Annotated in this window: 11 protein-coding genes; 6 read left to right on the top strand and 5 right to left on the bottom strand. The window is 64.8% G+C overall.

The annotated features are described in order from the left end of the window. The first annotated feature begins 106 nt into the window (after nucleotides 1-106). The 6 genes from PYV00_RS21385 to PYV00_RS21360 are packed head-to-tail and all read left to right on the top strand — an operon-like array spanning nucleotide 107 to nucleotide 7,271. Nucleotides 107-715, top strand: coding sequence for a TetR/AcrR family transcriptional regulator (locus PYV00_RS21385; protein ID WP_275230361.1), 609 nt, complete (start codon nucleotides 107-109; stop codon nucleotides 713-715). Next, on the top strand, nucleotides 712-1,743 hold the full coding sequence (hlyD, locus tag PYV00_RS21380) for a secretion protein HlyD (RefSeq protein WP_275230360.1): 1,032 nt from the start codon (nucleotides 712-714) through the stop codon (nucleotides 1,741-1,743). Before PYV00_RS21385 ends, hlyD begins: the two co-directional genes overlap by 4 nt. Before the next feature lies 1 nt (nucleotide 1,744). After that, nucleotides 1,745-3,529, top strand: a complete 1,785-nt coding sequence (locus PYV00_RS21375; protein ID WP_275230359.1) for an ATP-binding cassette domain-containing protein — start codon at nucleotides 1,745-1,747, stop codon at nucleotides 3,527-3,529. Beyond that, on the top strand, nucleotides 3,526-4,686 hold the full coding sequence (locus PYV00_RS21370) for an ABC transporter permease (RefSeq protein WP_275230358.1): 1,161 nt from the start codon (nucleotides 3,526-3,528) through the stop codon (nucleotides 4,684-4,686). Before PYV00_RS21375 ends, PYV00_RS21370 begins: the two co-directional genes overlap by 4 nt. A 6-nt stretch (nucleotides 4,687-4,692) precedes the next feature. Beyond that, the gene (locus PYV00_RS21365) at nucleotides 4,693-5,817 is read left to right on the top strand and encodes an ABC transporter permease (RefSeq protein WP_275230357.1); all 1,125 of its coding nucleotides are present in this window, start codon (nucleotides 4,693-4,695) and stop codon (nucleotides 5,815-5,817) included. Next, nucleotides 5,814-7,271 carry an efflux transporter outer membrane subunit gene (locus PYV00_RS21360; protein ID WP_275230356.1) on the top strand — a complete coding sequence of 486 codons (1,458 nt, stop codon included), beginning with the start codon at nucleotides 5,814-5,816 and terminating at the stop codon, nucleotides 7,269-7,271. Before PYV00_RS21365 ends, PYV00_RS21360 begins: the two co-directional genes overlap by 4 nt. A gap of 374 nt (nucleotides 7,272-7,645) precedes the next feature. On the opposite strand, the gene PYV00_RS21355 is transcribed toward PYV00_RS21360, so the two are convergent. The 5 genes from PYV00_RS21355 to PYV00_RS21335 form a co-directional block, all read right to left on the bottom strand. Beyond that, a complete protein-coding gene (locus PYV00_RS21355; protein WP_275230355.1) occupies nucleotides 7,646-8,509 on the bottom strand; it encodes an arginase family protein in 864 nt (287 codons plus the stop codon). Nucleotides 8,510-8,689: 180 nt separating this feature from the next. After that, nucleotides 8,690-9,931: a TolC family protein gene (locus PYV00_RS21350; protein WP_275230354.1), complete on the bottom strand. Its 1,242-nt coding sequence runs from the start codon at nucleotides 9,929-9,931 to the stop codon at nucleotides 8,690-8,692. Then, nucleotides 9,931-10,230, bottom strand: a complete 300-nt coding sequence (locus PYV00_RS21345; protein WP_275230353.1) for a DUF3240 family protein — start codon at nucleotides 10,228-10,230, stop codon at nucleotides 9,931-9,933. Before PYV00_RS21345 ends, PYV00_RS21350 begins: the two co-directional genes overlap by 1 nt. Next, entirely contained in the window at nucleotides 10,223-13,294 is a 3,072-nt protein-coding gene (locus tag PYV00_RS21340) for an efflux RND transporter permease subunit (protein ID WP_275230352.1), read from the bottom strand. Before PYV00_RS21340 ends, PYV00_RS21345 begins: the two co-directional genes overlap by 8 nt. A gap of 9 nt (nucleotides 13,295-13,303) precedes the next feature. After that, the gene (locus PYV00_RS21335) at nucleotides 13,304-14,416 is read right to left on the bottom strand and encodes an efflux RND transporter periplasmic adaptor subunit (RefSeq protein ID WP_275230351.1); all 1,113 of its coding nucleotides are present in this window, start codon (nucleotides 14,414-14,416) and stop codon (nucleotides 13,304-13,306) included. Nucleotides 14,417-14,442: the final 26 nt, after the last annotated feature.

Below are 14,442 nucleotides of genomic sequence, written 5' to 3'. Positions count from 1 at the left end.
TCACGACAGATCAAATCGGACAAACGAATGCACCGCGCTTCCACCTTGCGGTTAGTGCGCACTCCAGATAGATAGTAATAGATTACTTTCTTTTGCGAGTGCGGCTATGAGTGGGCATCCCAAACATCTTCCCGCTGACGAGCGACGCGCGGCAACCGTGGAGGCGGTGGTCGATCTGGCCGCGGAACAGAACCCAAGTGACATCACAACGACGGCCATCGCGCAGAAAATGGGCCTGACCCAGGGGGCGCTGTTCCGCCATTTCCCGACGAAAGACGCCATCCTGGAGGCGGTGATGGCCTGGGTGACCGACCGCTTGCTCGCCCGCGTCGACAAGGCCGCGGAAGGGGCCGCGTCTCCGAAGGCCGCCCTTGAAGCGGTCTTCATGACGCATATCGATTTCGTGTCGGATCACCCCGGTGTCCCGCGAATGCTTTTCGGGGAGATGCAGCGGCCGGGTGAGACTCTTCCAAAGCGCATGGCCCAGACGCTGATCCGGCACTATGGAGTGCGGCTTCGTGGCTTGCTTGAGGCGGGAAAGGCGCGAGGCGAGTTGCGTGTTGACCTCGATCCGGATGCCGCGACCACCCTGTTTATCGGCACGATCCAGGGGCTCGTCATGCAATCGATGCTGGCGGGCGATGTAACCCATATTCGTCGCGATGCTCCCGGCGTGTTCGCGATCTATCTGCGCGGAATCGGAGCAGTGCAATGAAGCGCATCCGCCTGCCCGGCATTCCCAAGCGGGTCTTCATTGTTGTCGCTGTCGTCGCGATAATCGGGGTCGGGTGGATCTGGATGCAACGCGGCGGCCACGACGGCGAAGCACTGCGCCTGTATGGCAATGTCGACATTCGGGAGGTTCAACTGGCCTTCCGGCAACCCGGTCGTGTGGCACAGATGCACTTCGATGAAGGAGATCACGTCGAAGCGGGTGCGCGCATGGCTATCCTCGACGCGCAGCCGTTCGAGGAAGGTCTTGCTGCGGCCGATGCGTCCGTGGGTGTTGCTCAGGCGGACCTCGACAAATTGCTCCGCGGCCTGCGCCCGCAGGAGATCGTCCAGGCGCGCGAGGCACTCAATCAGGCTTCGGCTGTCGCCAGAGATGCGGAGCGCAATTTCGATCGTCAGAGCCAGTTGCTCGCCTCAGGCGCCGCCAGTCAAAAAACGGTCGATGCGGCCCGCGCCGCGCGTGACCAGGCCGTCGCCGGCGCCAATGCGGCCCGGGCCGCCTATTCACAAGCCACAGAAGGTTTCCGCAAGGAAGATGTCGCGGCGGGGCAAGCCCGCTTCGCCGCCGCACAGGCGGCACGAGCACAAGCCGCCACTGCTCTTGCCGATACAGTGCTGCTTGCGCCAGGCACCGGCACGGTGATTGCACGGGTGCGCGAACCCGGCAGCATGGTTGTCAGCCAGAGCCCGATCTATAGTGTCAGCCTTGATACCCCGGTTTATGTGCGCGCCTACATCGGTGAACCGGATCTGGGGCGCATCGCGCCCGGGATGCGGGTACGCGTCCATAGCGACTCATCCGACAAGGCCTATCAAGGCCAGATCGGGTTCATTTCACCGCGCGCCGAGTTCACGCCAAAAACGGTAGAGACCACGGATCTGCGGACGGATCTGGTCTATCGCCTGCGGATCGTGGTCACCAATGCGGATGCCGCGCTGCGTCAGGGCATGCCGGTGACCATCGACGTCGATGCCGGGCAAGTGTCCAGCGCGCAGGCCAAAGGCCGCTGACATGGCGTCCGGTAGCGCAACATCGGACCCGCCAAATCACCCGAACAATGATGTCGCGGTCGTCATCAACGGGGTGAGCAAGCATTTCGGCAGCGTGCAGGCATTGCAGGGCCTGAACGCGCAGATCCGGTTCGGCCGCCTGACCGGGCTGGTTGGACCGGACGGCGCGGGCAAGACCACCCTGATGCGCATTCTGACAGGTCTGCTGGCGCCGAACAGCGGCCACGCCACGGTGGCGGGCTTTGACGTGGTGGACGACAATGACGCCATCCATGCCGCGACAGGCTACATGCCGCAGCGCTTTGGCCTCTACGAAGACTTGTCGGTCATGGAGAATATGCGGCTCTATGCGCAATTGCGCGGCATGGATGCAGACCGGAACGCCGAATTGTTTGCGGAATTGCTCGACTTCACGCGCCTTGCGCCCTTTACCGGGCGTCTGGCGGGCAAGCTGTCCGGCGGCATGAAACAGAAACTGGGTCTGGCCTGCGCCCTGATGGCGCGGCCTGCCGTCCTGCTCCTGGATGAGCCAAGTGTCGGCGTCGATCCCGTCAGCCGTCAGGATTTGTGGCGCATGGTGCAGGCGTTGACCGACGAAGGCATGGCCGTGGTCTGGTCGACCGCCTATCTCGATGAGGCCGAGCGCTGCGACAGCGTGTTGCTGCTTAACGAGGGGCAGCTTGCCTATGACGGACCGCCCGGAGAACTGACGGGACGTCTCACGGGCCGGAGCTTCCGTCTGGAACAGGTTGGCGATCAGCGCCGGGCCGTGCTGGCCGAGGCGCTGGATCTGGACAGTGTCGGCGATGGCGTGATCCAGGGCGCCGGTGTCCGCATGGTGTTGCGCCCCCACGCGGGAACCGAACAGATAAGCGCCCTCGCCGATCGGGTCGATGCGCAGCTAAGGGCGGCGCCCGCCCGTTTCGAGGACGCTTTCATCGATCTGCTTGGCGGCGGCCCGGGCGGAACATCGGCCCTCGCCGAGGGGCTCCCGCCTGTCCAGCTTGAGTCGGACATCGCCGTTTCCTGCCGGGATCTGACCAAACGCTTCGGCGATTTCACGGCCACCGACAATGTCAGCTTCGAGGTACGCAAGGGCGAAATTTTCGGCCTGCTCGGCCCGAACGGCGCCGGTAAATCAACGACCTTCAAGATGCTGTGCGGCCTGCTCAAACCCACCAGCGGCGAAGCGCATGTGGTGGGGCTTGATCTGCGCCGCGCGACCGGCGCGGTCAAAGGCCAGCTTGGCTATATGGCGCAGAAATTCTCGCTCTATGGTTTGCTGTCTGTGCGGCAGAATCTGGAGTTCTCCGCTGGCGTCTATGGCCTGGAAGGCTCTGTGCGGCGGGCGCGGATCGAGGAAATGGTCGAAATCTTCGGCTTGCAGCCCTGGCTGTCGGCCGCGCCGGACTCCCTGCCGCTGGGGTACAAGCAACGTCTGGCGCTGGCCTGCGCGGTGATGCATCGCCCGCCTGTCCTGTTTCTGGATGAGCCGACTTCGGGTGTCGACCCCATCACAAGGCGCGAATTCTGGACCCACATCAACGGCCTTGCCCGCAAGGGCGTGACGGTGATGGTCACCACCCATTTCATGGACGAGGCGGAATATTGCGACCGGGTGGCGATGCTCTATCGCGCCCGGCTGATCGCGCTGGACACGCCGGACGCTCTCAAACGCGGTGCCGCCAGCGATGCGCGGCCGGACCCGACCATGGAAGACGCTTTCATTCATCTGGTCGAAGCCGAAGATCTCGCCGACGAAGCCCGTAGCAAGGCCGCCGCATGAACGGCGCGGATGGATCACGCCGGATGCCGCCGGAGGCCATGCGCCGCTTCGACCCGAAACGCCTTTGGGCGCTGGTGGTCAAGGAAAGCCTGCAAGCGGTCCGCGATCCGTCCACGCTGCTGATCGCCTTTGTCCTTCCGGTGGTCCTGCTGCTTCTGTTTTCCTATGCGGTGTCGCTGGACGTGCGCGCGGTGCGCATCGGCGTCGTGCAGGAATCCGAATCCGCCTCGGCGCAGTCACTGGCCGCCGCATTCGCCGGCACCCGCTATCTGAATGTCACTTTCGCCCATGATCGGCGCGAGGTGTCCGAGCGGGTTGTTTCAGGCGAATTGCGCGGATTTGTGGTCATCCCGCAGGATTTCGAGCAGCGTCTGGCCGATCGCGGCGCGCGGCCTCTCGTGCAGATCATCGCCGATGGCTCGCAGCCCAATACCGCCAACTATGTCACCAACTACGCACAGGGCGTCGTCCAGACCTGGCGGGGCGGCCTCGGTATCGAAGCATCCCCGGCCGGCGTGACACTGGAGCCGCGATACTGGTTCAACGCCGAACTGGAGAGCCGCCGTTCGCTCGTCCCGGGCGCCATCGCCATCGTCATGACCATCATCGGCACCATGCTGACCGCGCTGGTCGTCGCGCGCGAATGGGAACGCGGCACGATGGAGGCGGTGCTCTCCACGCCCGCATCGGTCGCGGAAATCCTGATCGGCAAGCTTCTGCCCTATTTCGCGCTCGGGATGCTGGCCACGCTCGGGGCCACGGCGCTGGCGGTTTTTATATTCGACGTGCCGCTGCGCGGGTCGCTGGCCGCGCTCCTGCTGCTTTCGGCCACCTTCATGGTGCCTGCGCTGGGTCAGGGACTGCTGATTTCCTCTGTCACCCGCAATCAGTTTCTGGCCGCGCAGATTGCCTTGTTCTCAGGCTTTCTGCCCGCATTCATGCTGTCGGGCTTTCTGTATGAAATCGACGCCATGCCGGCGCCGATCCGGGCCATCACCTGGTTTATCCCGGCGCGCTATTTCGTTTCTTCCTTGAAGACCGTGTTTCTGGCCGGGGACATCTGGGCGGTCTTTGTGCCGAACCTGCTGGCGATGGCCGGGATCGGAATCCTGTTTTTCGTCCTGGCGAAACGCGCCACGCGCAAGAATCTGGAGTGAGGAGCCATGGCGCAGCACAATAGCCATTTCGCTTTCACCCGACTGCGAGCGCAGTTCATCAAGGAAGTGCTGAGCATCCTGCGCGACCCGCGCAGCCGCATGGTGGTGCTTGTGCCGCCGCTATTGCAACTGCTGGTGTTCGCCTTCGCCGCGACGCTGGAAGTGCGCAATGTCGATATCGCCGTTCACAATCAGGATTCGGGGCGCTGGTCCTATGAACTGATCACGCGGCTCGACCGGGCCGACTTCATTACGCAGGTCTATCGCGTGAACGACGGCCAGGAAATGCGCGATCTTATCGACCAGGGCAAGGTGATCGCGGCGCTCGATATCCAGCCGGACTTTTCGCGCACCATCGCCGCCGGCGACAATGGTCGCGTTCAGATGCTGATCGATGGCCGGCGCAGCAATTCAGGGCAGATCACCGCTTCTTATCTCTCCGCCATCGCTACCGAGGTTGGCGCGGAAGCAAACGCCGGCAGTGCGCCCGCAGCGGCGGTGGCGGTGCGCAACTGGTTCAATCCCAACCTGACCTATCGCTGGTTCATCGTGCCCGGCCTCTCCGGTATCCTGGCGTTCTTCAGTGCCCTGCTCATCACCTCGCTGTCGATCGCGCGGGAGCGCGAACTGGGAACATTCGACCAGTTGCTGGTGTCACCAACCTCCACGCCGGAAATCATTATATCCAAATCCCTGCCCGCTCTGGTCATCGGCACCACGCTCGGCCTTCTGATGATGGCGGCCGCCGCGGGACCGTTCCAGATTCCGTTCAACGGCTCGTTTGGGCTGCTGTTCGTCAGCCTGGTTCTGTTCATCCTGTCGGTGGTGGGCATCGGCCTGATGATATCCGCGATCAGCGCGACCCAGCAGCAGGCCATCCTTGGCGCCTTCGCCATCGGCGTGCCATCCGTTCTGATGTCGGGCTTCGCTACCCCGGTCGAGAATATGCCCACGCTTCTGCAATGGCTGGCTCAGGCGATCCCCCTCACCCATTTTCTGATCATCGTGGAAGGCAGCTTTCTGAAAGCAATGTCGCCCGGCGATATTATTGCGAGCCTTTGGCCATTGGCGCTGATCGCCCTGGTGTCGCTCACCACGGCCACCATCTTCGTTCGAGGACGTCTGCAATGATATTTCCCCCTCATCGACAGTTGCGTCTTGCGGTGGTGCTATTCAGCTGCATTTCGTTGACCGCCTGTGTCGTCGGCCCCTACTATCACGCGCCGCCTTCCGTGGACACGGGCAGCGGCTGGACCCAGGCAGCGGCGGGGGCGTCCGCCCCTGCCGACCTTGTCCGCTGGTGGTCAACGCTGGGCGACCCTGAACTGGAGAGACTGGTCGATACTGCACTGGCGCAGAATCTCGATATCCGTCAGGCAGCGGCGCGGATCGATGAAGCGCGCGCTCTGCGCGATCGGGCCGCTGGTCAGCAACTGCCCGCTGTTTCCGCAGGCGCCAGCGTGAACCGTCGTCGGCAAAGCGAGAATGGCCCGCTGCCGATCCGCTCCATGCCCGGACTAGAAGCCTCTCAAACAATCTACGATGCCGGCTTCGACGCAGCCTGGGAAGTCGACCTGTTTGGCGCCAATCGCCGGGCGCTGGAAGGCGCCGGCGCGCGGTTGCAGGCGACGCAAGCCGAAGTGCAGGGCGTACGCATGCGGATCGCGGCGGAGGTCGCCCGCACATGGTTCGAGGCAACGGGTGCCAGGGAAGAATTGCTTACGCAGCAGGCGATGGTCGCGACGTTGCAACAGACGCTGGACCTCATGCGCAGCCGTGCCGTTCTCGGCGATGTTTCCCGCGCCGATGTGGACGCAGCCTATGAGCGGTGGGCTGCCGCCAATGCCATGCTACCGGGCATTGCGGCGCGTCAGCGCGGAGCCGTGCTCGGTCTTGGCGTCCTGCTCGGCGCACCCCCGGAACGGGAACTGAAGCTGCTCGATACCGCCGCGCCGACGCGCGTCCTGCCGGCACTGCCCGTAGGGGAACGCGCCGACATATTGCGTCGCCGCCCCGATGTTCTGGCTGCTGAACGGCGCCTCGCTGCCAGCACCGCCGATATCGGCGTCGCCACCGCGGAGCTGTTTCCCAAGCTGTCCATTGGTGCCGGCGGCGGCTTCCAGGCGCTCAGCCCGGGCGACTGGTTCGATTCGTCCAGCACCCGCTACTCCATCCTGCCGCTCATCTCTTGGCGATTGTTCGACGGCGGCCGTGTGCGCGCGGAGATACGTGCCCGGGAGGCTGCCCAGCAGCAGGCCGCGCTGGGTTATGAACAGGCCGTGCTGGCGGCACTGGGAGATGCAGAGCGCGCCTTGGGCGATTATAATGCAGGCTTGGATACACTGACACGTCGTCAAGCGGCGCTGGATGCCTCGCGTCGCAGCTTTGGCCATGCTGAAGCGCGCTTTGCCGCAGGCGATATCACGCGAATTGAGCTGCTTGCGGCCCAGCGCCTCCTGCACGAGGCCGAAACCGCAGATCTGCGCGCGCGGACGACAGCCGCTGTGCAAATGGTCGCGTTATACAAGGCGATCGGAGGGGGTTGGAACCTGGCCGATACAGCTTTCGCTACCCCCGGTTCGTGATCCTGAAACGCCAGCATAGGGAATTTTGGGCGCCCATACCGCGGCCAGGCCAACGAGAAGTAGCTCAAGGCGCAGGGGCGGGTCAGCCGCACGATCGGCATCAAACGCGCCGAGGCCAAGATCACGCTGGCCAATCTGGCCTACAACATGAACCGCCTGATCTTCCACGAACGACGGGGCGCGACAGGATAGCTGTGCCCGGCACTCAGGAAAACGAATGAAATACGGCGATAGCCGCATAGCCACCGCCGGCCTTCAGGCCCTCGACGCCGCTGGCTGCCGCAAATCGCTGAGTCCACCAAGTTGATGGAGGTGCCCAGCTTCGAGATATATCGGATGCAAACCCGTCGCGGCAGGTGAGCAACGTCGGAGGGTCATGATTTCATGACGGGCAGATCGGCGAGAGCCTGTTTCAGGCGCAGCATGTCCCACGGCAAATGCTCGGCGATGGCCAGGCCAACCATATCCGCCGCAGCGCCTGCGTCGTTCAACAGCCGAACGACCTGCTCAAGCCGCATCGTACCCTGCACGATCCCGTCGAAACTCCCCGCTGGCACATCCGGCCTGTTGAACAGCAGCGGTGAAAAATGCGCCGGATCGAGAACGTCGAGATCAAAATGCACGGCAAGATGCGTAATCCCCTCCGTTTCGATCCAGTCGAGGATGGGCTGGCTGTCGCGGGCGAGATCAGCGGCAGGCACATGCCGGAGGCCCAGGCCCTTCAGAATTGCGCCTTCGGCGTCGGTCCATGCGCTCATCCCGGCGATCATTACTCGTGAGACGGTCAGCTTTTTCGGTACTTCGGCCGTGAACGCTTCGTCGCCCCGACCCAGCAACATCCCAAGCACATGGGCATGGGCATGCGAAAACTCCGCAGCGCTCATCACATCGGGATGCGCGTCGATCCAGAGCACGCCCAGCGCGGGATATTTACGATTGAGATAGGCCATGGGGGCCAGATCAACCAGGCAATCACCGCCAAGCGTGACGATACGGTCAGGATCGTGGCGTTCGATGGCCGCGCGTGCTGCACGCGCCTGCGACAGCAGAACAGTCCGTGCCTTGATACCATGGTCAATCTCTGGTGCGCGACCGTTCGGTTCGGGAACGAAGACCGTTTCTTCCGGGCCATCGTGTTCCGGGGCCAGCCAGCGTAGCAATTCGGCGCCAAAGCGATAGGCGGGTTCGTCACCACCCTGCCATTGCGGCATGTTCAGCCTCAGCGTTCTGGAAGCCATCGAAATCATCCTTCATCGAAAATGCAGCATATCGATATGCGTATCGGCTTTTGCCAATGCGTGCATGAATCTTGGCTCTACTACGCCTGAACGAGGCCCGGTTTTGAGTGTCATGACTAGATCGTCACCGGTGCCCTCGCCAATCATGGGTTGGGCTAACTCGGTGAGCGGTGAACATCATCACGGTGTTTTCTCCTCGTCGGCCGCCCAGATGCTGTGCGAGTCGATTTCGAGCCTGAGTAACGCCCGGTTCGCTTCGGAGCGGGCATCGATCTCCATGCGGCGCGCGTCATTGGTCTGCCGCTGCGCATAAAGGAGATCGGCCAGATCGATCTGGCCAAGTTGATAGCCGCGAGCGGTCCTTGCGGCGGCATCGCCGGCGCTGCGGGCGGACGCTTCGGCGTTGGACCAGGCATTGAACCGGGTGCGTGCGTTGGAAAGACCAGCATTGGCCATCGCCTCGACGGTGCGTGTCACGGTCGCCAGTTCCATGCGCGCGGCATTGGCCTCGGCCGAGGCCTGATCGGCCGCCGCACGGCGATAGCCGCCGCCCAACGGGATCGAGGCGACGACCCCCGCCCCTGTTTCCGTACCACCGCGTTCGCTGAACAGGCGGACGCCGAAGGAAGGATCGGCGACACGGTCGGCGCGGACCCGGTGTGCGGTGACATCCAGGCGTTGCGCCTCCTTATCGGCGGCGCCGATTTCGTGGCTGCGTTCGATCACCAGATCGCGCATGGCTTCCAGCCCATCGGCAGGCAGCAGGGGTATCGCGAGTTCCGGCGGCTCGGGCGGAAGTGGAATGTCCGGAAAGGTCGCAGCCAGCGTCAAGCGCGCCTGTTCGCGTGAGGCAAGCGACGAGGCCGCCTGCGCGCGTGCCTGTGCAAGCGCGGCGGCAGCCTGATCGAGGTCAAGCTGCGCGGCATCCCGCAGCGCTACGCGCCGCGCTATGGCCGCCACCGATGCCTCCAGCCCCCGGATGGTATCGAGATCGTTGCGATAATGGCCCCCGGCGGTCAGCCAGTCATGCCACAGGGCGGACAGGATGAGCGCCGTCTGGTGGCGGACATCCTCCATCTGGTTCTGGGCCACCTCAACGCCCAGCGCGCCCGCCTCACGATCGAGCGCCGCCTTGCCGGGCAGGCGGAAGGGACGGCTGATCGTCGTGTCGAACTCATTGAACGCGCCTTCGCGATCGACGGTGCGGCGAACATAGCTGCCGCTGACAGTCACCTCATGCGGTCCTCTGCGCAGCATGTCGCCCCGTGCCCGCGCGGCCTCGACGCGGGCGGCGGCTGCGGCAACGCTGGGATGATTGTCCAACGCCTCGTTCACCCTGTCGGAGGGCGGCAGATCGCTGCGCTGTGCCAGGGCTGGCGATGCGGCGAGCAGCAGGCCGCAGGCGAGGAGCATGGCCCGCATCAGGCGATCCTTCCATGATCGAGCAGGCAGGTGGTTCGCCAGCGGACCGGCAGGTCGCGCCGGGCTTCCTCCACGGCCTGAAGAAGATCGGGCATCCTGTCCGCGCCGACGATCAGTTCGAGCGTAGTCCGCTTGAGCTCGCCGGACACTTTTTCCGCCGTTCCGGCATCGCCATAGTCCTGGCCGCGGACCGATTCCGCGCGGATGTGGATGGGTGCCGGGGATATGGTGCGGATTGCGCCCAGCAACGCTTCGGTGTCGCGGACGGCGCAATGGAGGGTGAACAGAAGGTCAGACATTTGCGATTTCCTCAGCGCTTTCGCCGAAGCGCTCGAACAGGATCGGCAGCAGGATCAGCGTCAGCAAAGTGGAGGTGATGAGGCCGCCGATCACCACGATCGCCAGCGGCTGCTGAATTTCGGATCCCGGTCCGCTGGCGAACAGCAAGGGTACGAGGCCGAAAGCCGTGATGCTCGCGGTCATCAGCACGGGCCGCAGCCGCCGCTGCGCACCCAGCCTTACCGTCTCGGCCATGCTCAGCCCTTCGGCGCGGAGCTGACGAAAATAAGAGACCAGCACCAGCCCGTTGAGCACGGCGATGCCGAGCAGCGCGATGAACCCCACCGATGCGGGAACGGAGAGATATTGACCCGACAGCCAGAGCGAGAGCAGCCCGCCGACCATCGCGAACGGGATATTCGCGAGGATCAGGAGCGATGCCCTGAGCGAGCGGAGCGTTGCCAGCAGGACGAGGAAGATCAGCGCCAACGCGATCGGGATCACCAGCATCAGCCGCGCCGACGCGCGCTGCTGGTTCTCGAACTGGCCGCCCCAGACGATGCTGTAACCCGCCGGGAGCCTGACCTTGGCGGCGACGGCCGCCTTCGCCTCATCGACATAGCCGACCAGGTCGCGTCCCGAGACGAACGCCTGCACCAGAGCGAAGCGCGAGCCGTTCTCATGGTCGAGTTTCACCGGCCCCTGCGTCCGCTCCACCCGCGCCATGTCACTGACGCGCGCCAGCGTGCCGCCCGGCGTGCGCAGTTGCAGATCGGCGAAGCGGGCCGGGTCATTGCGGATGCTGTCATCGCCGCGGATCACGATAGGCACGCGCTTCTGCCCATCGGCGACGATCCCTGCGTGAACACCCTCGACCTGCGCACGCAGCGCATCCTGCATCTGGTCGACCGGCATTCCGAACCGTCCCGCCGCCGCGCGATCGATTTCGAGCTGGAGATAATCCACGCTGTCATTGGCGACCGTCAGCACTTCCGATGCGCCCTGGATGCCGGACAGCGTGTGCTGGACCTGGCCCGCCAGATCGGCGAGCATCTGCGAATCGGGACCAAATATCTTCACCGCGAGATCGCCGCGCGCGCCGGTCAGCATCTCCGAGACGCGCATTTCGATCGGTTGGGTGAAGCTGGCCTCGATGCCGGGCAATCCCTCGAGCGCCTTACGGATTTCCTCGACTACGAAGTCCTTGTTGCCCCGCCACTCAGATCGCGGCTTCAACTGGACGAAGCTGTCGGTCTCATTAAGGCCCATGGGGTCGAGACCGATCTCGTCGGAACCAACGCGGGCGATCACATCCTCGACTTCCGGCACGGTGAGGAGCGCGCGCTGCACGGCCATGTCACCGGCGACCGACCGATCGAGGTTGATCGACGGCAGCTTGGTGAGCTGGACGATCACCGAACCCTCGTCCATCGTCGGCATGAACGTCTTGCCGACCGCGCCATAAGCCAGACCCGCCAGCACCAGCCCGGCGGCGGACAGGCCATAGACCAGACGCTTGCGCGCAAACGCGCCGTCCAGCAGCGCGCGATAGCGCGGGCCAAGCTGGCGCATGATCCACGGATTGCCATGATGGCCGCTCCTGAGGCCGAAAGTGGCGAGCACCGGCACAAGCGTCAGCGCGAGCAGCAAAGAGCCGAGCAGGGCAAAGACGATAGTGAGCGCGACCGGCGCGAACAGCTTGCCCTCCAGCCCCTGCAACGACAGCAGCGGCAGGAACACCAGCGCGATGATCACGATGCCCGCCGACACCGGCACGATCACCTCGCTGGTCGCGCGGAACACAAGGTGCAGCCGGGGCGTATCCTCGCCATGCGCGTGCCCCAGCCGCTCGACGACATTCTCGACCACGACCACCGCGCCATCGACCAGCAGGCCGATCGCGATGGCGAGGCCGCCCAGGCTCATCAGATTGGCGGACAGCCCCATGCCGCGCATGAACAGGAAGGTGATGAGCGCCGCCATCGGCAAGGTCACCGCGACGATCGCGGCGGCGCGCCAGTCGCCGAGGAACAGGATCAGCAGCACGACGACCAGCACGGTCGCCTCCAGCAACGCCTTCTCGACCGTGCCGACCGCGCGCTCGATCAGATCGGAGCGATCGTAGAAAACGTGGATTTCTGTGCCTTCGGGCAGGCCACTCTGCATCTCGGCGAGCCGTGCCCGCACGCCATCGACCACCTGGCGGGCATCCGCGCCGCGCAGCGCGATGACGAGGCCCTGCACGGCTTCGGCCTTGCCGCCGCGCGTGACCGCGCCATAGCGGGTGAGACTGCCTGTGCCGACGGTGGCGACATCGCCGAGCCGGACGATCCGTCCGTCGCGGCTGGCGATGACGAGCGACCCCAGATCCTCGACGGTGCGGATCGCGCCCACCGCGCGGACGATCAGGGCTTCCTCGCCGCTCGCGAGGCGGCCCGCGCCGTCATTGCGGTTGCCGCTTTCGATTGCGGCGCTCAGGTCGGCCACGGAGAGTTTCGCGCTCGCCAGCGCGACCGGATCGGGCCTGACCTCGAACGTGCGGACATAGCCGCCCAGCGCGTTGACATCGGCGACGCCGGGCACCGTGCGCAGCGCGGGCCGGATCGTCCAGTCGAGCAGTTCGCGCTTCTGCTGGAGCGATAGCGGCCCTTCGATGGTGAACATGTAAACGTCGGAGAGCGGTGTCGAGATCGGGGCGAGGCCGCCGCTCACCGATACCGGCAGATCGTCCATGACGCCCGAGAGGCGTTCGGTGACCTGCTGGCGCGCCCAATAGATGTCGGTACCGTCGGTGAAGTCGATCGTGATGTCGGCGATGGCATATTTGGCGGTCGAGCGCAGGATTGCCTGGTGGGGGATGCCGAGCATCTCCGTCTCGATCGGTGTGATGACGCGGCTTTCGACCTCCTCGGGCGTCATGCCGGGGGCCTTGAGGATCAGCTTCACCTGCGTCTGCGCGATGTTGGGATAGGCATCGACGGGCAAGGTGGTGAAGGCCCAGACGCCAAGCCCCGCCGTGATTGTAGCGAGCACGAGAACAAGCAGGCGGTAGGAAAGCGCCGTGGCGACGAGCGAACGCAGCATGGGGCGGACCTATTGCGCGGTGGCGAGCGCTTTCAGCGCGCTCGTGCCGGAAACGACGATCTGTTCGCCCGGCCTGACGCCGGAGAGCAGTACGGTGCGACCATTGCTGGTCCCGCCGCTGGTAACGGGCCGGATCGCGAAGCCGCCGCGCTCGGCGACAAATATCATGGACTTGCCGTCGATCATGGTGATGGCCGCATCGGGCACGCTCACCGCACCCGCTGGCGCCGGGCCGGCGATCACGATGCTGGTGGCGCGGCCCGCAACGACGCCTGGACCGGCGGGGATCTCCGCCTTCAGGCTCGCCGAGCGGGTCGCCGGGTCGATGGTAGAGCCTACCGCAACGATGCGTCCTGTAAGATCGGGAAGGAGCCGCACGCTCATGCCGGGGCGGACCTGGCCGATCAGCCGCTCGGGCAATTGCCCGACCACTTCATAGCGATCCGCTGCGTCGATCACGTAAGGCGCGGTGGTGCCGTCGACCGGATTGCCCGCCTGGATCGCAGCGCTGGTGATCCGGCCGGCGATGGGAGCGGTGAGCTTGTAGGAGCCGCTGCCGCCATGGCCATTGACCATCGCCAAAATGCGGGATTTCTCGGAGACGTCGGCGCGCGCTTCGGCGGCGATCGCGTTCGCTTCATCCGCACGCGCGCCGGCGATAATGCCTTCCCGGCTGAGCTGTGATAATCGCGCCGCATTGGCCTGCGCCACCCCGCTGCGCGCATGTGCGCGGCTGAGATCGGCGCCGATCGTCAGCACGTCACGGCTCGCGATGACAGCCAGCGGCTGACCGCGCCGCACGCTGTCGCCTTCAACCACCAGGGTCCGCAAGACCGTGCCGGGAAACGTCGCCGCCACCGCCACGCGGGCATTGGCGGGAGGCTGTATCATCGCGGGGATAGTAGCAAGCGGCGCTTCCTCAGCCGCTCCCGCTGGTGCGAGACGGATGCCCATTTGCGCCGCACGGCGAGCATCTACCGCCAGAACCCCGCTTTCCGGTCCCGCAGCGCCCTGTGCCGCCGGAATGCTGGATCCGCCCGGCGGCGCGGAAAGCCACCACAAACCGGCGAGGAGCAAGACAAGCGCGGCGGCGCCCGAAAACAGCATAGTTCGTCTGGACATGACGTCCGGCTAGGGTGCGTCCCTGA

The organism is Novosphingobium album (ex Liu et al. 2023) (assembly GCF_029076845.1).
In the GTDB taxonomy this organism is placed as follows: domain Bacteria; phylum Pseudomonadota; class Alphaproteobacteria; order Sphingomonadales; family Sphingomonadaceae; genus Novosphingobium.
The sequence above is the reverse complement of the archived record's forward strand: the minus strand, read 5'-3'. Positions and strand labels throughout refer to the sequence as shown.

Bases quoted from the DNA above. Each gene is read 5' to 3' on its own strand.
- PYV00_RS21355 (WP_275230355.1), bottom strand. From the start codon at position 8,509: ATGGCTTCCAGAACGCTGAGGCTGAACATGCCGCAATGGCAGGGTGGT.
- PYV00_RS21370 (WP_275230358.1), top strand. From the start codon at position 3,526: ATGAACGGCGCGGATGGATCACGCCGGATGCCGCCGGAGGCCATGCGC.
- PYV00_RS21335 (WP_275230351.1), bottom strand. From the start codon at position 14,416: ATGTCCAGACGAACTATGCTGTTTTCGGGCGCCGCCGCGCTTGTCTTG.
- PYV00_RS21340 (WP_275230352.1), bottom strand. From the start codon at position 13,294: ATGCTGCGTTCGCTCGTCGCCACGGCGCTTTCCTACCGCCTGCTTGTT.
- hlyD (WP_275230360.1), top strand. From the start codon at position 712: ATGAAGCGCATCCGCCTGCCCGGCATTCCCAAGCGGGTCTTCATTGTT.
- PYV00_RS21385 (WP_275230361.1), top strand. From the start codon at position 107: ATGAGTGGGCATCCCAAACATCTTCCCGCTGACGAGCGACGCGCGGCA.
- PYV00_RS21350 (WP_275230354.1), bottom strand. From the start codon at position 9,931: ATGCGGGCCATGCTCCTCGCCTGCGGCCTGCTGCTCGCCGCATCGCCA.
- PYV00_RS21345 (WP_275230353.1), bottom strand. From the start codon at position 10,230: ATGTCTGACCTTCTGTTCACCCTCCATTGCGCCGTCCGCGACACCGAA.
- PYV00_RS21365 (WP_275230357.1), top strand. From the start codon at position 4,693: ATGGCGCAGCACAATAGCCATTTCGCTTTCACCCGACTGCGAGCGCAG.
- PYV00_RS21360 (WP_275230356.1), top strand. From the start codon at position 5,814: ATGATATTTCCCCCTCATCGACAGTTGCGTCTTGCGGTGGTGCTATTC.
- PYV00_RS21375 (WP_275230359.1), top strand. From the start codon at position 1,745: ATGGCGTCCGGTAGCGCAACATCGGACCCGCCAAATCACCCGAACAAT.